Below are 21,443 nucleotides of genomic sequence, written 5' to 3' on the forward strand. Positions count from 1 at the left end.
TGGATAATAAAGGGCTCTGTGACGAGGAACATCTGCTTTTCCAGTGAGCGGCACTATAGCCAGTTAAGTGGCTATTTCACACAATAAGTGGTTTAGGCCTCGTCTCATCATCTGGATCAATAATGCTTTGCTGCTGGGAGGCAATGAGTGGCATCTTACAAGCAATCTGCTAGGCTAATTGAATGAAAATAAGAACTTAAGGACAACAATGAAAAAATTAAGTGTATTGTGCGCTGCTGTGTTGATGGTTGGGTGTGCGGCCTCTGATGCTGAATTAGCACAAAACGGAGATTGGCAACAAATTGGTTATCAAGATGGAGTCACAGGTCATACTCAGCGCAGCTATAAAAAGCTTTCTGAGCTGGGTTTGGTGCAACAAGCCGATTACGAAGCGGGATACGTTAAAGGGCTAAGCGAGTATTGTAACCCCAATTTCGCCTATCAAATTGGATTGTCAGGACTATATTATGAAGGTGCGTGCGAAGGAACCGAGCAAGCACAGCGCTTTCGCATGGAATGGCAACGGGGTTGGAATGAGTTTTCTAATTAACCCACCTATTGATGGGTTATCCATTTAAGATATCGCTATTAGAGAAAATATATGCATGAAGAGTTTATTGCTTTAGCTATTGCAGCCATTGGCGTTCTTGGTTTGACGTGCCAGTGGTTAGCATGGAAGTTGCGTCTTCCTGCTATTTTATTTTTATTAATTGCGGGCATTGTCGTTGGTCCGTTGACTGGGTGGTTAGAACCTCAGCAGCTATTGGGAGAATTATTATTCCCTTTGATTTCTCTTGCGGTTGCGGTGATTTTGTTTGAGGGTAGCCTCACACTCAACTTCAAAGATATTCGCGGCGTCAACCACACTGTGTGGAGCATTGTGTCGCTTGGAGCCCTAGTTTCATGGGGAATAACCAGCGTTGCGTCGTATTATTTATTGGACTTTGATTGGTCACTTGCGCTGCTGTTTGGCAGTTTGACCGTAGTTACCGGGCCGACCGTCATAGTACCGCTGCTACGTACCGTGCGGCCAAATGCTCGACTTTCCAATATATTGCGCTGGGAAGGAATACTCATCGACCCGTTGGGTGCACTGTTTGTGGTGATGGTGTATGAGTTTATTATCTCTAGCAGTGAAGCGCATAGCTTATACGTTTTCTCTTTAATTATTGGTGTTGGTTTAAGTATAGGAGCGGCCGCTGGCCAAGCCGTCGCTGTCATATTGAGGCGAGGCATGTTGCCTGAATATTTACAGCCTTTTGCTGTATTGGCTGTGGTACTTGGCGTCTTTTCCGCTTCTAACGCCATCGAGTCAGAGTCTGGCTTACTGACGGTGACGGTGATGGGGATGTGGCTGGCAAATGCTAAAAACGTCAATATTCAGCATATTCTTCATTTCAAAGAAAACCTGACTATTTTGCTAATCACTGGCCTCTTTATCCTTTTGGCTGCACGCATCGAGCTGGCTGATTTCCAAGCATTAGGGTGGAGTGCATTGCTGTTGTTGGTGGTAATGCAGTTAGTTTCCCGTCCGATGTCCATTTTTATTGCAACCGTGCGCAGCTCATTATCTTTCAAAGAGAAAGCTTTTTTGGCTTGGGTGGCGCCTCGCGGTATTGTGGCTGCTTCTATTTCTTCTCTATTTGCTATCAAACTGACAGCGGCAGGTGTAGAGGGAGCGACACTATTAGTGCCTTTAACGTTTATGGTCATTATTGGAACGGTGATTTTACAAAGTGCGACGGCGCGTCCTATTGCAATGGCATTGAAGGTGGCAGAACCTGCTCCGCGTGGTTTTTTGATTATTGGTGCGAATGACGTCGCCCGAGCGCTTGGAAAGGCGTTTGCGAAATATGATTGTCGCGTTGTGCTCACCGATTCTAACTGGGACTACATTAGTCAGGCGCGAATGGCGGGGCTAGCCAATTATTATGGTAATCCGATATCAAGCCACGCCGATGAATATTTAGATTTGATTGGTATTGGTCATGTGGTTGCACTTAGCCCTGATAAGCATTTCAATATTATGGCTTGCATGCATTTTCTCAGTGATTTCGGTGAAAAACGCGTATTTTGTTTGAACGATCATGCCAATGACAATAGTAGCGATAAACACAAAGTGGCTCAGGAATATCACGGTTTATCACTTTTTAATGGTGACGTGAGTTATAAAAAATTAGCCAGTTTGATCAACCAAGGTGCAGAAATTAAGCACACAAAACTGAGCGAAAGTTTCACCTACCAAGATTATCTCCAGCAGAACAAAGGACATTTTGTTTTGCCACTGTTTATGGTGAACGTCAAAGGCCGTATCCAGATGCACCATTCTATTCAGGAGTTTTTACCTACGGAAGGTGAAATAGTCGTCTCGTTGATCAAACAGAGCCAGAGCCACTAGTGGCTCTCGTGTTCACTTTCCATTGCCCGGCGAAGAAAACCATCAGACTCAGTCAATTTATCCATAGCTTCTGCATAACTTAACCCCGTCAAGTGCATCAATATCGCTACTTTTACATTGTTGTTGCTTTGGGCTAATAAGTATTCAGCCTCAGCGCGTTCACAGTCGGTTGCTTGCATCACAATTCGCACCGCTCTGGCGATGAGTTTTCGGTTAGTGGCCTTAACATCGACCATTAAATTTTGGTAACTCTTACCAAGACGGATCATGCTAGCGGTGGTGAGCATGTTGAGTACCAGCTTCTGCGCTGTACCGGATTTTAAGCGCGTTGAACCGGTCAGAGCTTCTGGCCCAACGACAGGGCTAATGGCTATTTGCGCCAATTCCGCAATCGGGGAATCCGGGTTACATGATAGGGCAATGGTTGTCGCGCCCAAATCATTAGCATACTCCAAGGCACCGATGACATAAGGTGTGCGCCCACTAGCGGCAATGCCAACAACCACATCTTGATCCGTAAAATGAATACTTTTGAGATCTTGAATGCCGAGTTCTGCGCAATCTTCCGCCCCTTCTTTAGCACTGAACATGGCCTCTTTCCCACCGGCAATCAAACCAATCACCATCTGATCGCTAACTCCAAATGTTGGAGGGCACTCTGATGCATCAAGAACGCCTAATCGACCACTGGTTCCTGCGCCAATGTAGATTAATCGACCACCATGTTTGAATGCATAGGTAATTCGATCCACGGCTAAGGCGATCTCCGGAAGGACTTTTTCGACGGCCAGCGGAACGTGTTTATCTTGTTGATTGAGCCGTTCTACAATTTCTTGTGCTGATAGTAGGTCAATATCCATTGTGTCAGGGTTGCGACCTTCGGAAATAAGGTGAGAAAGCGCAGAGAGCAGCGCGTCATTAGTCATACCATTCCTTACTTATTAATGAGTAAAATAGACCACACCCAACGAAGCGAGAGCGCTTGCTCCGGTTACTTCTGGTAGATTGCTGGGTAAATTATGCAGACGACGTTGAGCAAGCCAAGCAAAAGCCATCGCTTCCATGTAGTCACTATCCACCCCTTTATCGCTGGTGGGCATGATGCGCCAGTGTGCTAAATGGGCCTGCAAACGTTCAACCAATAGCGGGTTACGGGCACCGCCCCCACACAGCAGCAATTCCGGCGCTGGCCCACATTGGTAGTGTGCGACTTGCGTGGCGATGGTGAGTGCTGTGTATTCACAGAGTGTACGTTGCACATCTTCTGCTGCTAACGAAAACTCAGCCAATATCTGCTGAAGCCAAGGGAGATTAAACAGCTCGCGACCTGTACTTTTCGGTGCATTCAACGCAAGGTACGGCTCTTGATTGAGACGTTCGAGTAGTGGTTGGTGTACCTTTCCCGATCTCGCCCACATGCCATTATCATCAAACTTATGGCCTGTCTGTTCAAAGCACCACGCATCCATCAACATATTGCCCGGGCCCGTATCGTAGCCTAATACTTTTTGCTGCGGCCGCAGTACCGAAATATTAGCGATGCCGCCAATATTGAGTACTACAACGCTCGAATCGGTTGATTTGAAAATGGTGTCGTGAAATGCAGGGACTAATGGAGCTCCTTGGCCGCCGAGCGCCATATCTTTGCGACGAAAATCAGCCACTGTGTCGATGCCAGTTTTGCTGCTGATGATATTGGCATCACCGAGTTGCATCGTAAAAGGCGTATTACCGTTGGGTTGATGAAAAACCGTTTGGCCATGGCAGCCAATCGCGCGAATATCGCACGCTTGATAGCCTGATTGAGCCAGTAAAGCGATGACTGCATCAGCAAACAGATGGCCGAGCAAGTGGTCTAACTCGCCAATCTCTTGCACATTGGTTGATTGCCCAATACAGACATTCAGCAAACGCTGTTTGAGATCTTCTGGCATTGGGAAATCAGCGTGAGCCAATAAACGAATTTGGTTGCCATCCATTTCGACCAGCGCTGTATCGACACCATCCATGCTGGTGCCAGACATCACACCAATGTAGCGTTCAATGCTCTTCATTCGCTTCTCCTTCAACTCGAAAACAAAATCATTGTAATAGAAATTCAAAGCGAATAACCTCGTTAAATTAACTGTTTAAGTAAATTTTTGGAGTGAGCATGGGACCGTTGTGGCTAGATGTGGCAGGCTGTGAATTGAGCGCTGAAGACAAAGAGATTCTTGAGCATCCCACTGTCGGCGGGGTCATTCTTTTTGCGCGTAATTATCACGATAATGCGCAGTTGCTTGCGCTTAATAAAGCGATTCGCCACGCAGCAAAACGTCCGATTTTGATTGGTGTCGATCAAGAAGGTGGGCGAGTACAACGTTTTCGTGATGGGTTTTCGCTGATCCCTGCCGCGCAGCAGTATGCCAAGCAGAATAATGGTGAAGCATTAGCTCGCCAAGGTGGCTGGCTGATGGCGGCGGAGTTGATTGCTCATGATATTGATCTCAGCTTTGCTCCTGTATTGGATAAAGGTCATGCGTGTAAAGCGATTGGTAATCGTGCTTTTGGTGATGATGTACAGAGCATCATTCGCCACAGTTCAGCCTATATGCAAGGTATGAAAGAGGCTGGCATGGCAACAACAGGTAAACACTTTCCCGGTCACGGCGGGGTAATCGCTGACTCGCATCTTGAGACGCCCTATGATGAGCGCAGCACGGTGATGGAAGAGGACATGGCAATATTCAAAGCGCAGATTGAAGCTGGAGTGCTCGATGCCATGATGCCTGCGCATGTGATTTATCCTCACTATGATGATCAACCTGCCAGCGGCTCTGCGTTTTGGTTGAAGCAAGTACTTCGCCAGCAGTTAGGGTTCAAAGGATTAGTCTTTTCTGATGATTTAACAATGGAAGGGGCATCTGCCATGGGCGGTCCTGCCGAGCGCGCGCATCAATCGCTAGCCGCTGGATGTGACATGATTTTAGTGTGCAATCAACGCGCAGCTCAAATTGAAGTATTGGATAATTTGCCGATTTTGGACGTGCCAGCGGCTGAGTCTCTACTCAAACGTCGTGCTTTTAATCTTCTTCAACTGCAAAGCACTGAACAGTGGAAACAAGCCTCAGAAGCGATGAAACGATTGCTTGGTGAGTAAAAAAATGGCGCTGTGCGTGAAAGCTTCAGCGCCGTTATTTTCTATTCGTTGCGGTTAGTGAAAACCCAGAACTTCTTTTAAATTTTTTAGATAACGTCGGCTGACGGGCACTTTGTGATCACTAAGGGTGATGATTTCCGCCAGCCCATTGTCCAATAATTTGATCTCTTTAATGGCCCTAGTATTGATTAAATACTGGCGGTGACAACGAACCAGTGGCGTTCTTTCTTCCAAAATTTTGAGCGTTAATTGGCTGGTGGCTCGTTGTAAATGGGTTTGCACATGAACACCACTGATGTCGCTCAAAGCAAACTCGACATCTTTGGTGGCAATGATCACAATTCGATTTAATCCAATGCAGGGAACTTGATCTAACCCTGCTGGTGATAAAATTGAAAAATCCTGCTTTTTGTGCCCTTGGCGAACTAAACGTTGCAGCGTTTTCTTTAAGCGCTCAGGGTCAACCGGCTTGAGTAGGTAATCAAATGCATTTTCCTCAAACGCTTGCAGCGCATACTGATCATAAGCGGTGACAAACACCACATTGGGCATCGTATCTGGGTCAAGCATCCCTAGCAGCTCAATGCCAGTAACTTGTGGCATTTGGATGTCGAGAAACACCACGTCTGGCTTTAGCTGATTGATTTTTTTTAACCCTTCGATCGCATTACTGGCGTGACCAATCACATCAACATCGCCCGTCTCTTCTAGTAGCTCAGTCAGTTCTTCCCGAGCGAGCAGTTCGTCATCAATAACCAGTGCCGATAGCATGTTATTCCCTTAGTTAAATCCTTGATGAGGAATGAGAAAGCTCATTCGTGTGTATTGATTAGCCAATACTTCCGTTTTTAGTGCGGCTTGTTCGCCAAATTTATTAGTTAAGCGTTTATTGACAATTTGCATGCCTAAACCATCGTAATCTTCATTCGGAGCTTGGTAACTGCCCGCATTATCTTCCACTACAATTTTGTATCCTTCCGTTTGCGCTTGGCTGTAGATTCGTACCCGTCCGCCTTCTAACAAGTTAGAGGTGCCGTGCTTTATCGCATTTTCTACCAGTGGCTGTAGAGTAAAACTGGGTACATTGCGCTCAAGCAGTAATGCATCATCGATGGCAATATCCACTTCAAGGCGATCGGCAAAACGCGCTTGTTCTATGGTTAAGTAGGCTTTGACATGTGCTAATTCTTCTTTAAGAGTCACTGTCTCAATATTTTGTTTGAGGTTACTACGAAAGAAGTGCGAAAGATGCTGGATAAGTTCTCGCGCTTTGTCGGGATCACGGCGGGTGATGGCACTAATGGTATTGAGCGCATTAAACAGAAAGTGGGGGTTGACTTGAGCATGCAGCAGTTTGATCTCGGCGCGAGAAAGCAGCATCTGCTTTTGTTGGTATTCGCCGTACAGAATTTGGCTCGACAGTAATTGTGCAATCCCTTCCGCCATTGACATGTTAATTGTTGAAAAAAGCTTACGCTTCGGCTCGTACAGCTTTATGGTTCCAATTACGCGATCACCTGCTCGAAGTGGAATAATTAACGCTGAACCGAGTTTGCAGCTTTTGGAGAGTGAGCATTGATAAGGGGAATCTTTTCCGTCGAGGTAAATAATGCGGTTTTTGGTGATCGCATCGAGTGTACTTTGTGATGAGATGGGCGTATTGGGTTTGTGGTGGTCATCACCGATACCGATAAACGCGAGTATTTTTTCTCTATCGGTGATGGATACTGCGCCAACATTGGTCATTTCGTAAACAATTCGAGCGACTTTACCTGCATTGTGTGGATTAAAACCGTTGGCCAAAATGCCAACTGAACGCTCAGCAATATTCAGTGCGCGACGAGAAAAGGTGGCGGAATACTCTTCAAAAATGGTTTTTCTGTCTTGTAAAATGCTCATGAATAGCGCCGCGCCGACTGAGTTAGCGATGATCATGGGCGCGGCGATGGTCGAGACTAAGGCGTATGCATCAACAAACGGTTTAGCGACTAACAAAATTACCAACATTTGCACTATCTCAGCAAACAGTGTTACGGCAAAGACAATGCTGGGGCTAAACAGGAGTCGCCCTTTGCCCTTTCTCAGTAAATAGGTGTGGAGCAATCCACCAATCAACCCTTCTGCAGTGGTTGAAATGGCGCATGCCACATCGGTAAAACCGCCTAAAGTGTAGCGATGCATACCGCCAGTAAATCCAACCGCAAACCCCACAATGGGGCCACCAAATAACCCACCCATGACGGCACCTATCGCCCGCGTATTGGCAATCGCATCGTTGATCTGCAAACCAAAATAGGTGCCCATGATGCAAAAGAGGGAAAACAAAACATAGGTACTGATTTTGTGGCTAATTCGACTGGAAATGTTAAGCAGCGGCAAGAAAATGGGTGTTTTGCTCAACATATAAGCGAGAACGAGGTAAACACACATCTGTTGCAGTAAGGAAAGAATTAAATCCATGTCAAAAACCCGTTGGTTTGGTGATCCCCTTTTCACTTGAAGCTACAGTGGTATTGGCTTTGTTCATTTTCCTAAGCGTAGAGTTTTCTATATACATTAGGATTTATGTATGGATGGCCAGACTGTAACACCAATCTCTTTGGGTATGATTTACGATTCATCCTCACTATTTTAGGTGAGATAGAGAGAATAAAATACGCGTCAGCTTATATTTTTTGCTTTAATAGAAGATAAATACACATGTAATTTTATTTTTACACATAATGTTTTTTTAAATTTACACTTGAAATGTTTTTAAAGCCTGTTAATTTGTCTTTTATTGGTGTTTAGGTATGCAATAAGATTTTTTGTAAACAAATAATTACAGGTGATGAGATGCAAAAAAGTGAACTAAGTAATATTAATATTAGTGATGAGCAAGTGCTGATCACTCCGGAACAATTAAAAGCTAAGCTGCCGCTCAGTCATCAAGCTCGCCAGTTCATTCAACACTCTCGTCAGACAATTGCCAATATTATCCATAAAAAAGATCACCGTTTACTGGTGGTGTGCGGTCCTTGCTCTATTCATGATATTGATGCGGCAAAAGAGTACGCAAAGCGCTTGAAATCACTCTCAGAGCAGTTGAGGGATCAACTGTACATTGTCATGCGTGTTTACTTTGAAAAGCCGCGTACAACGGTTGGCTGGAAAGGTCTGATTAACGATCCTCATCTTGATGGCAGTTTTGATATCGAACATGGTTTACACGTTGGTCGTCAATTGTTAGTTGAGCTAGCGGAGATGGAGATCCCTCTGGCGACCGAAGCGCTTGATCCGATCAGCCCTCAATATTTAGCCGATACATTCAGTTGGGCTGCGATTGGTGCACGCACTACGGAATCCCAAACACACCGAGAAATGGCAAGTGGTTTGTCGATGCCGATTGGGTTTAAAAACGGCACCGATGGCAATTTAGCAACGGCAATCAATGCGATGCAGGCGGCGTCATCCAGCCACCGCTTTATGGGCATTAATAGTGAAGGGCAAGTGGCCTTACTTACCACTCAAGGCAACCCAAATGGGCATGTCATTTTACGTGGCGGTAAGCAAACCAACTACGATTCAGTGTCGGTCACCGAGTGTGAGCAAGAGATGGCAAAACATAAATTGGATGCCTCGTTAATGGTGGATTGCAGCCATGCTAATTCACGTAAAGATTACCGTCGTCAGCCGTTAGTCGCTGAAGATGTGATTCATCAAATTCGTGAAGGAAATCAGTCTATTATTGGCTTGATGATTGAAAGTCACCTCAATGAAGGTAATCAATCTTCTGACCTTCCTCGCAACGAAATGGAATACGGTGTATCGATTACGGATGCCTGTATTAATTGGTCATCAACTGAGGCACTATTACGACATGCTCATCAAGAGCTCGTTCCGTTCTTAGAAAATCGCCTAAAAAAAGGTGAATAAAGGGAAGTGCCATGGCTGTTGAACTTAACGAATTACGTGATCAAATTGATGCTGTCGATAAACAAATGGTCGAGCTGCTTGCACGCCGATTAGCTTTGGTTGAAAAGGTGGGGGAAGTCAAGAGCCGATATGGTCTACCTATTTATGCTCCCGATCGAGAAGCGGCGATGCTGGCTTCTCGCCGCGCTGAAGCGGAAAGAAAAGGCGTCCCGCCACAACTGATTGAAGATATTTTGCGCCGTACTATGCGTGAATCTTATGCCAGTGAAAAGGATTCTGGCTTTAAGTGCTTAAACCCAGAGCTGCGCTCTGTGGTGATTATTGGCGGTCATGGTCAACTTGGTGGCTTATTTGGCCGTATGTTCAAACTGTCGGGCTATCAGGTGAAAGTATTAGGCAGTAAAGATTGGCATCAAGCCGATGAGATACTGCATGATGCCGGTTTGGTTGTAGTGACGGTTCCTATTCACTTAACTGTCGGTGTGATTGAAAAACTTGCTCATTTGCCTGCCGATTGTATTTTGTGCGACCTCACATCGATTAAGTCTAAGCCTCTACAGGCGATGCTTAAAACACACTCTGGCCCAGTGGTTGGATTACACCCAATGTTTGGCCCAGATGTCCCTAGTATGGCCAAGCAAGTGATCGTCTATTGCGATGGGCGAGGAGAAGAGAGTTATCAGTGGTTGCTAAAACAGTTTTCGATATGGGGAGCGAGTTTGTGCCAGATTGATGCCGCAGAACACGATCACGGCATGACCTTGATCCAAGCACTGCGTCACTTCACTTCGTTTGTATACGGTTTACATCTTTCTAAAGAAAATCCGAATATCCAAAAATTACTGCAGCTGAGTTCACCGATTTATCGTTTAGAACTGGCGATGGTTGGACGGCTTTTTGGTCAAGACCCTCACTTGTATGGCGATATCATTTTCTCATCGGAAGAGAACGTTGAGATGATAAAACGTTTTCATGCTTGTTTTGGCGAGGCGTTAACCTTACTTGACGGGCGTGAGAAGCAGGCTTTTGTGGAAAACTTTAGCAAAGTGAGTGATTGGTTTGGCAGTTATTCACAACAATTTATGCTTGAAAGTCAAAACTTGTTAAAACAAGCGAACGATGCCATTCATCGTGTTTAAGGCTGTCTGAACGGCGAGTGCGGTTGTTGTGAATACGGCCGCCGCTCATTCTTCCGGTTCATCCCCTAAATCAGACAAGTATTCCAGTTCGCGATGGAGCAAACTTTCATCACCCATGTTCAATTCAACTAAACGTTTCAAATGGCCAATACTTTCAATATCAATGTGATTGATGCTGACACGAATAATGTTGTTTTGAATGTGGATCAACTTGGCGACTAGATTAATAGTGACATCGCTGTCTGGCAGTGTGAAATGGACTTGTGCCATTTCATTGAGCACTAATTTGTCCGCGTCAGGGCATGAGAGCAATAGCCCATGCAGCGACAAATCCTGAATCGTTGTGGTGACGGTATGTTTACCTTGCAATAAGGTGGCAGGCATCTGATAGATGATGCGTGAAAAGCGACGTCTTTCAATCATGGTACTCTCTCTTGTTGAGCGTTGACCTGTGCCAGCTTCGGCTCTGTATCGATCATTGAAAAATTATACCCATTAAGTTTAGACCTAATTGAAGGCAGTGTCGCGAATCCTGCATCTTGTTGTGTGATGCGTGATGTACAAGTAATAAAAAGGCCGCAATAGATTGCGGCCAGAGACTTCAAATACAGAGTTATTTGGTCATACGCTTGTATTTAATGCGGTGTGGTTCAGCCGCTTGAGCGCCCAATGTCTGTTTTAACCACTCAGTGTATTCGCTGTAGTTGCCTTCATAGAATTTCACTTCACCTTCATCACGGTAGTCCAGAATGTGGGTCGCAATACGGTCTAGGAACCAACGGTCGTGTGAGATAACCATGGCGCAACCAGGGAATTCCAGCAGCGCCTCTTCCAATGCGCGTAGTGTTTCAACATCCAGATCGTTGGTTGGTTCGTCGAGTAATAGGACGTTGCCGCCAGCTTTAAGCAATTTGGCTAAGTGAACACGGTTGCGCTCACCGCCCGATAGCTGACCGAGCACTTTTTGTTGATCGACGCCTTTGAAGTTAAAGCGAGAGCAGTAAGCACGCGCAGGAATTTCAAAATTGTTGATCTTGATAATATCCGCCCCTTCAGAGATCTCTTGGAAGACGGTATTTTTGTCGTTCATGCTGTCACGGAACTGATCAACCGAGGCTAATTTCACGGTTGCGCCCAATTCAATTTCACCAGAATCTGGTTGCTCTACGCCACTTAGCATTTTAAACAGCGTTGATTTACCCGCACCGTTAGCACCGATGATGCCGACAATCGCTCCTTTCGGCATGCTAAATGACAAATTATCAATCAGTACACGATCACCAAACGATTTGGTTAAGTTACGAACTTCCAATACTTTGTCACCTAAACGTTCGCCCGGCGGGATGAAGAGTTCGTTGGTTTCATTACGTTTTTGATGTTCAGTATTATTAAGTTCTTCAAAGCGTGCCATACGTGCTTTGGATTTTGCTTGGCGGCCTTTCGGGTTTTTACGAACCCATTCCAGCTCTTTTTCAATCGTTTTTTGGCGAGCACTCTCTTGAGATGATTCTTGCTTTAAGCGTTCATCTTTCTGTTCGAGCCACGAGGTGTAGTTACCTTGCCAAGGAATGCCTTCACCGCGGTCAAGTTCTAAAATCCAACCAGCAGCATTATCAAGGAAGTAACGGTCGTGGGTGATGGCGACGACTGTGCCTGAATAGTCGACAAGGAAGTGCTCTAGCCAAGCAACAGATTCCGCGTCTAAGTGGTTGGTTGGTTCGTCAAGCAGCAGCATATCTGGCTTTTCAAGTAGCAAACGGCAGATCGCCACACGGCGGCGCTCACCACCAGACAAAACGGCAATTTTAGCATCCCATTCTGGTAGACGAAGTGCATTGGCCGCACGTTCTAAAGCGTTCTCTAAATTATGGCCATCTTTGGCTTGAATCAGAGCCTCGAGCTCACCTTGCTCTTTGGCTAACGCATCAAAATCGGCATCGGGTTCTGCATATGCCGCATAAACAGCATCGAGGCGAGTTAGTGCGCCAGCCACATCAGAAACGGCCTCTTCCACCACTTCACGCACGGTTTTTGATTCATCCAGTACTGGTTCTTGAGGCAAGTAGCCGACTTTCAATCCTGCTTGCGGGCGTGCTTCCCCATCAATATCAGTATCGATGCCAGCCATGATACGTAACAGGGTGGATTTACCTGAACCATTGAGACCTAAAACACCGATTTTAGCTCCAGGGAAAAAGCTCAGAGAGATGTCTTTGAGAATTTGACGCTTAGGCGGGACAATTTTACTCACCCGCGACATGGTATATACGTATTCAGCCATTGCCGATTGTTCCTAATCTTAGTAACAGAAGAAAGTGGTCATTTTATACCAAAGCGATCGCATTTGTTACTAGGTACCTAATTTTTAGAGCTTAGATGGTGTTTTTCATCGATAAAAAAGTAACGAAACATTAAGTTACTAAGTTCATATGTCGCACTTTTATGAATTTAATATTATTTACATCTATGGCCTTTACTTTTTTATCTAGAATCAGCGTAATGAAACGGAAATCACCTTGCTTTGGATAGGACGAGAGCACATGACGCTCATGCATTTTATAAGACCGCAGCGATTGTTATCATCAATATTAGCGTTGAGCTCCTTGGTGTGCGGCACCGCGTTTTCAGGCGCAATAGAGGATTTGGATAGTCAACGAGAGCTGTACGATCAAGCTCAGAGGTGGCTTGATGAAGATAAAGTTGATGAAGCTAAAAAAATTAGAAATAAGATCAAAAACTATCCATTGACGCCTTATCTGGATTATCGATCTCTGCTGGTCGATATTGGTAATAAACCGCCATTAGCGGTTCAGGTTTTTATCGATACACATCAAGATTTCCCGTTTTCAAACCGCATTCGAGCACCGTATCTAGATGCGTTGGCGGCTAAAGGAAAATGGGCCACCTTGCTTGATTTTCAAAAAGCGGAGCCGAATGATGAGCCTTATCGCTGTCATTACTACAATGCGCATTACCAAACAGGCCAGCGAGATATTGCGTTCAAAGGCGCACAAAAATTATGGCTCAGTGGCAGTAGCATTTCTGACGCCTGTGATCCACTCTTCACCGCATGGAGTGAGCAAGGCGGGTTAACCGATGACTGGTTGCTTAAACGAATGTTATTGGCGTTTGATGGGCGTAATTTAACGCTAATGAAATACTTACAGAAAAAATTAGTTAAGCCAAAATCACAGGCGACAGCGCAAGCGATGATGGATCTCTACCGCTCGCCAGAAAATGTGCTGACTTTTGCTAAACAATACACCGATGGCACGTTTAATCAGCAGTCGATTCAATTTGCGTTAGAAAAGCTAGCACGCCAAGATGCAAAGCTTGCGCAAAGTGTGTACCAAACTCTTCTCGATCAGAAAATACTGGCGGATGCTTATCAGCGTCCTATTGCAGAATATCTAGCCAGAATATTGCTTGATACCGAGGAGCAAGCACTCGCAAACTGGCGAGATAGTGTGATAGCGCAAAGCTCAAACAGTCTTTTGCTCGAGCAGAGGATCCGCAAGGCACTGACCGTTGGTCGTTGGGATGAAGTGAAATTCTGGACAGAGCAGCTCCCTGCTGATGAAAAAGCCAGCTTACGTTGGCAATATTGGCTTGGGCGCGCTGATATTGCGTTGGGTGATGAAGCCAAAGGATTACAACGTTTAAATGCGATGATTGGGCAACGTAATTTCTACAGTGTCGCGGCCGCTAATATGGTGAAACAGTCAGTAAATTATCCCAGTACATCGATTAAGCTTAATACCAATTTATTGACGCCGTATAAAAAAGCCTTAGTACGGATCCAAGAGCTGATTGAACGAGATAAAATCGCTGCTGCAAAAAGTGAATGGAAATGGTTACTCGATCGTGCAGAGACAAAAGAAAAAGAGATGCTAGCGGCCTACGCCGACTCCCAACGTTGGTATAGTTTAACTGTGACAGCCTCTATTTCGGCGCGGATGTGGGACAACATGCAATTGCGTTTTCCATTAGCCCATCAATGGTGGTTTAACTTCTATGGCCAAAAACACGACATCGACCCAATTATGCTGATGTCACTTGCTCGTCAAGAAAGTGGAATGGATGTTGAGGCTCAATCGCCCGTTGGCGCTCGCGGTATCATGCAGATTATGCCGAGCACGGCTAAGTATACGGCTAAAAAATATCAGCTGACCTATAACGATGAGCAAGAGTTATATGAGGTGGGCAAAAATATCGAAATAGGCAGCCATTACTTAAATGGATTATTAGAGCAATACGGCGACAATCGAATTTTTGCATTTGCTGCCTATAACGCTGGGCCAAATCGCGTCAATCAATGGCGAGAGAAAACACAAGGCAAGTTAGATGCTTACGCTTTTATTGAAGCGATCCCTTTTCGGGAAACCCGCGGGTATGTGCAAAATATTTTGATGTTTGAGACTTACTATCGAGATTTGATGGGGATTGAAGGTGAATTTCTCAATCAAGATGAGCTCAATACAAAATATTAATTCCAATACGAAGTGAAAGTTCTACAATAGCGGAACGTATCACTTTGCGAGTACATTCATGCCACACCAACCTGAGTACACTGATTGGCAGCAGCTAATGGAATTGGTTAAATCAGCCACAGAGCAAGAGCAGCACGCAATGCTACTCACCATGATGATGACCCCAGATGAGCGAGATGCGCTCGTGGCGCGTGCGAACATCTTATGTGAGCTACTCAAAGGGGAGTTATCACAGCGGCAGATTAGCCAATTGCTCGGAGTGGGAATTGCGACCATTACGCGTGGCTCAAATGAGCTCAAAAGTAAATCAGAACAAGAAAAGTCGCAATTAGCCGCTCTGCTACTCAAGGTGTCTTAAGGGTTCCTTGAGTTTGCCAACCTTTTATAAATTAGCAGGGAAATGCTCTGGGTTGATAAAAGGGATTAACGCGAGGATCAATGCTTGATGGTAGACCGAGCTGCGAGTGAGCTGGTTATGAGTGAGCAGGCTGATCGCCCCACCTTTCTGTTTGATATTTTGGCAGTCAAACAGTTTATCCATCACATCGCCTAGCTCATTTTCATGGCTTAACAGCTTCAATACTTGAGGTGGTAGCATTAAGCTGGCTGAACGCGATTCTCCTCTATGAGTCGCGGATTCAATCACCATCCATGCAAAAGTCACGCTATTCTCAATGCCCGCTTCTAACCCGACGTAATAATCTGCCGTGGGATCTTGCTCTTTCGCATTTCGTACTCGGTTAAGTGCGCCTTGATGGGTTTCTTCATCTGTCATCGGTTGATCCGCGACACCACTGGGCACACTCACCCCTTTAAATGAGAAAGTATCCTGCGGAAAGGTACTTTCAAATGCACTTTTGACTGCATTGATTTTGGCCGGGTTAAGAGAGGCAATGATCACATTTTTCATAAACAGCGTTTAACTCTTTTTGTTGTTGATACCATGAAACCAACGCATTTAATGGCATTGGTTTGGCAAAATAATAGCCTTGCATGAAATCACATTGGTAATCAGCAAGCCAATTATGCATCTCTTTACTTTCAATACCTTCAGCTGTGACTTGCATTGATTGAGAGTGGCAAAGTTCGATCAAAGGCTTAATGATCTTGTGATTGTCAGTGGTGATGAGTGTATCTAAAAAAAGCCGATCGAACTTAATTTTTTGTACTGGATATTGCACCAATTGAGTAATGGAGGTGTAACCAGAACCGAAATCATCAATCGCCAATCCGTAGCCTAAATGCGATAGTTCGTGAAGCAGTGGAAAACCTTTTGAATTGGCAGAAAAAGTTTCTGTAATTTCAAAATCAATCAAATGGGGAGGAACTGCATTCTCCTGCGCATGTTTATGAATGTAATGAGCTAACTGTAAAGAGTTTAATTCTGCTGATGAAAGGTTAATCGATAACTGAACAGGGTGTTCAAACATCGCTTGCAGTGCATGGAACTCCTCGAAAGCTGAACGGACGACCCAGCGATCAATGTTGCCAAATAACCCGGTTTGTTCGGCTATCGGAATAAATTCTTTTGGTGAAATCGTACCGAGCAGGTTGGATTCCCAACGAAGTAAAACTTCAAATCCTGAGACTGTATTGCCAGCACGATTTAAATAAGGTTGATAGACCAAGCTAAATTCCTGATCAAAATCCCCTCGGCGTAATGCTTGCTCAATGTTGGCTCTGCGCTGAACACCCTTATTGAGCTCTGGCGAGTAGTAAGCTATTTGGTTCTTCCCAGCATTTTTTGCTTGATACATGGCCGTATCAGCATTAGATAATAATTTTTCTAAGGTATAGCCATCGGTTGGGTAGGTGGCGATGCCGATACTTGCTGTGATTGGAAAGTTCCCGAGTGGTGAATTGTGCTGATTTTGTAGTGGAGCCAGTAACTGGCTTGCAAATTCGCTTGCGGCTTGTTTAAACGTGCTAGGGGCAGAGATAAAAATTGAGAACTCATCCCCAGAGAGTCGAGCAGCTAAACTTTTAACTTGATACTTTTCAAAGGAAAAGTTGCGCAATGAGCCGATATGTTGTGCAAAATTGACTAATAATACATCACCAATCTGATGTCCATATTTATCATTGACGTATTTGAAATTATCTAAATCAATATACAAAACCCAGATGTTATCGGTGTGTCTTGCTTTTGCTAGTACTCTTTCTACCGATTGTTGAAAGTGGTGGCGATTGGCAAGTTTTGTTAAGTGGTCGTACTCTGCAAGTGCTTTTGTTTTCTTATATGTGGTATCAAGCTCCTGATACATATCGTAAAAACGAGAGGATAGCCGGCCAATTTCATCGTTACTCTTGAGAGTTTCGATATTGTCACGCTGCTTATTCTCTACTTCTTTCAATTGTTGATCTAATTGGGATATGGGCTTGATTACATGCCGGTATAATAAATACAAAAGCAGCAACACAGTCACTAGAGTCGATATTCCAAACGACAACGCTAACCGTTTTTTAATGGCATAAAGTTTGTCGTTAATTAGATACTGTGCAGGATCAAGTGTGGCATAAAGATCTGATGTTAATTCAACAGTTTGCGTTAATCCTACCTTTTTAATATCCGCTGCGTCAGTGAAAAAAATGGTACTTCGGTTATCAAATTCTATTTTCTTCATCAGTCGATTAAAGGGTTCGAGTACGACGAAAACAACAACAAAGAAAATTTTATCGCGGTTATAGCTAAGCGGTGTCGTAAGTGTTTGAGTATCTAAAACATCATACCGAACTAGAATACCTTCACCGCTGGAATTTGTCGTATAGTCAATATAAGAGGTTTTCTGTGTGCTATCGAAAGTGTCTTGTATGTGGTTGAGAATTTTTGTATCGATTTTAGCGAAGGGGTCACCACTATTTTCGGCATAATAAAGAACATTTTTGCTGCCATCCAAAATCGATAACGCAATGAAATTATTCTCTTGTGATTGGAGAATGTCCAATGTTTGCTGAAAGTTATCAACCAGTTCTAACTCTCGATAAGGGTTGCGCTCATGTGCAACGTAGTGACGAATGATATCGCTTTTCGTGAGGGTGTAAGCGTAGCTATTCACCAGGTATTGGGTTTGACGAAAGTGACCCGCGAGTTTTTCCATACTCAGTTGAAGATAGCTTTCTTCTCTTTTCAGCAAAGCATCTTTTTGATTGGAGTAGATAATGTAACTAGATGCCACTGCACTGAGAAGAATAACCGGTGTTATCAGCAACAGAATTCTATTGTTGAGCTTCATGTTGTTCCAAAATACTGTTAATGATTTTTGCTCTCAAACTAATATCGGCAGGGAGCAATTCGCTATCAATAATGCCTTGTTCTAACAAAGCTGGGTTTGGAAATAATGATGCATCATTTCGGTAATTATCTGGCATTAAATTTAGGGCACTTAAGTTTGGTGTCGCAGCTTTAATATCTTTTGCATTTATTGCGGCAACTTCTGGGCTCAATAAGTGGTTTATAAACTCTTTTGCATGCTCTTTATTTTTTGAATTGCTGTTGATGGCTAAACAATCCACCCAAATATAGGGTCGCCCTTGCGGGGTGACAAAATCCCAATCATTGCTGCCAAAATACTTATTCAATGAAAATTGGTCACCGCTGTATGCGAGTGCCATATCTAATCCATCACTGTCAGGATGGCTTCGGACGTAACTCAATATATATTCATAGGTTAAGATGTTGCGATTCACGGATAGCATCTTTTGATAAGCCTGTTTCAGTGCATTATCGTTATTTGTAATTGGCGATTGTTGTTGGGCATACAATGCTGGCAACAGGGTTTCAACGGTATCGTGAAGCATCCCCACATGGCCTTGGAGTGCTGGTGGCATGTCGATGAGATCAGCCCAGTTTTTGGGTTTGGCTGGAAATTTACTTTTTTTGTAGACGATGCCTACGGTTCCCCAAAAGTAGGGAACGGCGTGGCTACCGCACGCTTGATTCCATTTCGTATCATTATGCTTTCTATTGGGCAGAGTACTCAGATCTTCAAAGGTGTTGAGCTGAGAGTAGATAAGAGCGGATACGTTATCTAACACTACAATATCAAAAGGCAGCTGGACACTTTTGACCATTAATAGACTGCGTTCATCGTCATTATCAAAATGATATAGATTAATATCGATGCCGCTGCTTTGCCGCCATTGATCAACGATTTGCGGTGACATAGTGTCTTCCCACAAATAAATATTGAGCTCTGAGCTTCGAATGTGCGCTGAAATGCCTAGCAGAAATAGCATTAAAGCCAAAGGATGGATTTTCATCATGATATAAGTAGATGAACCTTATTTATTGGAAAAGGGCATCGTTCACAATGAAAGTGTCACAGATATCTTATGACGTGCGGAATATGTTCCGTGAATTCAAAGTAGGCTGACAGCCCAAAACATAGTGATTAATTATGTGTGAAATGATTGGGCATTATATGAACTATGTTGATAGCTGTCAGCTGACTTCTGTCAAATATTTGACTTAAATGTGATTATTGAAGTTTTACTTGGGTCGGTTTAACATTTTCGCTTGGGTAGCAACCTAATACTTTTAAATGCTTAGTGATTTTTGTTAGCTCATTCAATGCTTGCTGCATTTCAATGGAATCAAGATGTGATTCAAGATCAACATAGAACATTTCTTCCCAAGGATTACCCATAATAGGTCTCGATTCCAATTTGGTCATATTGATGCCGTAGCGTTGCAGCACTAACAAGCTTTCAACAAGTGAGCCTGCTTGCTGTGATGTTGACATGATTAATGTCGTCTTCGCTGGAATTTGAGTAGAGACTTCCACGGGTTTTCGCGCAACAACAATAAAGCGAGTCTGGTTTTCTGTTTGATTGGCGATATTAGATTTGATCGATTGTAAGCCGTACAGTTTACCGCTAGAAGCATTGCCAATTGCGGCAACATCGTTGCGATTAAGCTGCTGTACTTTTTGCATCGCATCAGCGGTGCTCGCACAGGTTTCAAGTGTAACGCCTTTTAGGCGGCTTAAAAATTCGCTGCACTGCTGGTGGGGCTGTGGGTGTGAATAAAGAATTTTGAGCTCTTCCAAACGTAATTCAGAGGTGGCGACCAAGCAGTGCTCAATCGGTAAAGTGAGCTCACCTACAATGTACAAGGTAGTATGTTGCAGCAAATCATACACTTCGTTAATTGAACCTGAACTGGTATTTTCAATCGGCAATACCCCATAGTCGGCATGACCCGATTCAACCGTTTTAGTGACTTCTTTAAACTGATCGCAATTGAGTTCGATCAACTCTGTATTTTTACGACTGAAGTACTCACGAGTTGCAAGATGGGAGTAAGAACCTTTAGCACCTAAAAAAGCAACCCTTGCCAGCGGTTTACGGCTCAGTTGCGGATTGGCTAGATTCTGCAAGTATGCTTGCTGTAGCAAGACGGAGTCTTCAATGATGGTATGAAATAGTTTAGTAATGTACTGAGCATCTAAATTGTATTTTTCTTTACCAGTATTAATCAATTTGACTAAAAGTTGCTGTTCACGTATTGCATCTCTCACTGGTTTTGCGGTTTCCACTTTGCTTTTAGCGACTTCAATGCTGAACTTTCGACGCTCTGCCAGTAGGTTTAGCAGTTGATCATCAAGCTCGTTCAGTCGCAAGCGGATCTCTTCAAGTGAATAGTGCTTTTCAGTCATAAAAATGTCCTTGTAAAAAAGCCTCCCAGTGGGAGGCTTCCTGTTCGTTTTTGACTTATCTTCTGTCAACGACCATGCCTCCAAGGTTATTGGAGAAAAAAGAAGTCAAAAAAGAACAGTGAGGTTAAGTGCATAAGAAGGTGATTTCTCTTTGAATGTAAAGACACAATAAGCAAGCAACCGTAGAGCGTCAAGCAAAAAAATAGCGCTTGAAAGCGCTATTTTTCATCATATTAAATTTTATTCAACTTCTTCTTCTACTTCCGGTTTGTCGGTACGACGAGCTTCCGGTTTATGGCGCAGTTTGTTGAGTTGGCGTTCTAATTTTTGTTCTACCTCATTGATAGCTGCGTAAAGATCTTCGTGGGTTGCAGAAGCGACTAATTGTCCTTTGGGTACCGTGATAATAGCTTCGAATCTTTTTTGTTTATTGGGCTCTTCACTAAAGCTAGCTTGGCATCCTATGATATCCACTTGCCATTTTTCTAGTTTTTTAAATTTGCTCTCAATGTGAGTGCGGATTGCAGAGGTGATGTCGATATTTTTACCAGTGATAGTTACTTTCATAGATGTTTTCCTCTGTTGCATCCCTCATGGGTTAACTTCAGATTACTGATTTAATACCAAAGTAATGTGATCTATGTCACTTTATTGAATGTGATTTCAAAGGGCGAGTTTAAACGTGATCTCACGCAAAGAGTGCTG

General features: G+C 44.0%; 18 protein-coding genes and 1 other annotated feature. Of the genes, 7 read left to right on the plus strand and 11 right to left on the minus strand.

Annotation, left to right across the window (positions count from 1 at the left end; genetic code table 11):
- Positions 1-208 precede the first annotated feature (208 nt).
- Together AACV32_RS04680 and AACV32_RS04685 are read left to right on the plus strand one after the other, a co-directional pair.
- Entirely contained in the window at positions 209-550 is a 342-nt protein-coding gene (locus AACV32_RS04680; protein WP_026028346.1) for a DUF2799 domain-containing protein, read from the plus strand.
- A 51-nt stretch (positions 551-601) separates the two neighbouring features.
- The gene (locus AACV32_RS04685; RefSeq protein ID WP_017048823.1) at positions 602-2,398 is read left to right on the plus strand and encodes a cation:proton antiporter; all 1,797 of its coding nucleotides are present in this window, start codon (positions 602-604) and stop codon (positions 2,396-2,398) included.
- Here the strand turns inward: AACV32_RS04685 and murQ are convergent.
- Both murQ and AACV32_RS04695 read right to left on the minus strand, forming a co-directional pair.
- Positions 2,395-3,324 carry an N-acetylmuramic acid 6-phosphate etherase gene (gene murQ / locus AACV32_RS04690; RefSeq protein ID WP_017048824.1) on the minus strand — a complete coding sequence of 310 codons (930 nt, stop codon included), beginning with the start codon at positions 3,322-3,324 and terminating at the stop codon, positions 2,395-2,397. The two genes, AACV32_RS04685 and murQ, sit on opposite strands and share 4 nt — an antisense overlap.
- Positions 3,325-3,339: 15 nt before the next feature.
- The gene (locus AACV32_RS04695) at positions 3,340-4,452 is read right to left on the minus strand and encodes an anhydro-N-acetylmuramic acid kinase (protein ID WP_026028077.1); all 1,113 of its coding nucleotides are present in this window, start codon (positions 4,450-4,452) and stop codon (positions 3,340-3,342) included.
- Between the two features lie 98 nt (positions 4,453-4,550).
- Between AACV32_RS04695 and nagZ the strand changes: the two genes are divergently transcribed.
- Positions 4,551-5,537: a beta-N-acetylhexosaminidase gene (gene nagZ / locus AACV32_RS04700; protein WP_170895696.1), complete on the plus strand. Its 987-nt coding sequence runs from the start codon at positions 4,551-4,553 to the stop codon at positions 5,535-5,537.
- A 54-nt stretch (positions 5,538-5,591) separates the two neighbouring features.
- On the opposite strand, the gene btsR is transcribed toward nagZ, so the two are convergent.
- Both btsR and AACV32_RS04710 read right to left on the minus strand, forming a co-directional pair.
- The gene (gene btsR, locus AACV32_RS04705; RefSeq protein ID WP_017046291.1) at positions 5,592-6,308 is read right to left on the minus strand and encodes a two-component system response regulator BtsR; all 717 of its coding nucleotides are present in this window, start codon (positions 6,306-6,308) and stop codon (positions 5,592-5,594) included.
- 9 nt (positions 6,309-6,317) lie between these two features.
- On the minus strand, positions 6,318-7,997 hold the full coding sequence (locus tag AACV32_RS04710; RefSeq protein WP_026028347.1) for a sensor histidine kinase: 1,680 nt from the start codon (positions 7,995-7,997) through the stop codon (positions 6,318-6,320).
- Between the two features lie 375 nt (positions 7,998-8,372).
- Between AACV32_RS04710 and AACV32_RS04715 the strand changes: the two genes are divergently transcribed.
- Both AACV32_RS04715 and tyrA read left to right on the plus strand, forming a co-directional pair.
- Positions 8,373-9,452, plus strand: a complete 1,080-nt coding sequence (locus AACV32_RS04715; RefSeq protein ID WP_017048826.1) for a 3-deoxy-7-phosphoheptulonate synthase — start codon at positions 8,373-8,375, stop codon at positions 9,450-9,452.
- Between the two features lie 11 nt (positions 9,453-9,463).
- Positions 9,464-10,591 carry a bifunctional chorismate mutase/prephenate dehydrogenase gene (tyrA, locus tag AACV32_RS04720; protein WP_017048827.1) on the plus strand — a complete coding sequence of 376 codons (1,128 nt, stop codon included), beginning with the start codon at positions 9,464-9,466 and terminating at the stop codon, positions 10,589-10,591.
- A gap of 45 nt (positions 10,592-10,636) precedes the next feature.
- On the opposite strand, the gene AACV32_RS04725 is transcribed toward tyrA, so the two are convergent.
- Entirely contained in the window at positions 10,637-11,014 is a 378-nt protein-coding gene (locus tag AACV32_RS04725) for a PilZ domain-containing protein (RefSeq protein ID WP_013857542.1), read from the minus strand.
- 190 nt (positions 11,015-11,204) lie between these two features.
- Complete coding sequence (ettA, locus tag AACV32_RS04730; protein WP_010319161.1) at positions 11,205-12,872, minus strand: energy-dependent translational throttle protein EttA; 1,668 nt, start codon at positions 12,870-12,872, stop codon at positions 11,205-11,207.
- A 259-nt stretch (positions 12,873-13,131) separates the two neighbouring features.
- Between ettA and AACV32_RS04735 the strand changes: the two genes are divergently transcribed.
- Both AACV32_RS04735 and trpR read left to right on the plus strand, forming a co-directional pair.
- On the plus strand, positions 13,132-15,081 hold the full coding sequence (locus tag AACV32_RS04735) for a transglycosylase SLT domain-containing protein (RefSeq protein ID WP_170895697.1): 1,950 nt from the start codon (positions 13,132-13,134) through the stop codon (positions 15,079-15,081).
- 58 nt (positions 15,082-15,139) lie between these two features.
- Positions 15,140-15,439 (plus strand): trp operon repressor, encoded by a 300-nt coding sequence (gene trpR / locus AACV32_RS04740; RefSeq protein ID WP_013857539.1) that lies wholly within the window; start codon positions 15,140-15,142, stop codon positions 15,437-15,439.
- A gap of 24 nt (positions 15,440-15,463) precedes the next feature.
- Here trpR and yjjX read toward each other — a convergent pair whose 3' ends face one another.
- The 5 genes from yjjX to hpf all read right to left on the minus strand — a co-directional run bounded on the left by yjjX (position 15,464) and on the right by hpf (position 21,305).
- Entirely contained in the window at positions 15,464-15,991 is a 528-nt protein-coding gene (gene yjjX / locus AACV32_RS04745; protein ID WP_017048829.1) for an inosine/xanthosine triphosphatase, read from the minus strand.
- A complete protein-coding gene (locus AACV32_RS04750; protein ID WP_170895698.1) occupies positions 15,963-18,314 on the minus strand; it encodes a putative bifunctional diguanylate cyclase/phosphodiesterase in 2,352 nt (783 codons plus the stop codon). Before AACV32_RS04750 ends, yjjX begins: the two co-directional genes overlap by 29 nt.
- The gene (locus AACV32_RS04755) at positions 18,298-19,344 is read right to left on the minus strand and encodes a polyamine ABC transporter substrate-binding protein (protein WP_017048831.1); all 1,047 of its coding nucleotides are present in this window, start codon (positions 19,342-19,344) and stop codon (positions 18,298-18,300) included. The genes AACV32_RS04750 and AACV32_RS04755 overlap by 17 nt, the downstream gene beginning before the upstream one ends.
- A gap of 215 nt (positions 19,345-19,559) precedes the next feature.
- Complete coding sequence (gene pheA / locus AACV32_RS04760; RefSeq protein ID WP_026028348.1) at positions 19,560-20,738, minus strand: prephenate dehydratase; 1,179 nt, start codon at positions 20,736-20,738, stop codon at positions 19,560-19,562.
- A 12-nt stretch (positions 20,739-20,750) separates the two neighbouring features.
- Positions 20,751-20,869, minus strand: a sequence feature (Phe leader region).
- Between the two features lie 109 nt (positions 20,870-20,978).
- Entirely contained in the window at positions 20,979-21,305 is a 327-nt protein-coding gene (gene hpf / locus AACV32_RS04765; RefSeq protein WP_026027341.1) for a ribosome hibernation-promoting factor, HPF/YfiA family, read from the minus strand.
- Positions 21,306-21,443: the final 138 nt, after the last annotated feature.

Origin of the sequence: Vibrio sp. B7 (assembly GCF_963888765.1) — a bacterium.
Classification (GTDB): Bacteria; Pseudomonadota; Gammaproteobacteria; order Enterobacterales; family Vibrionaceae; genus Vibrio; species Vibrio anguillarum.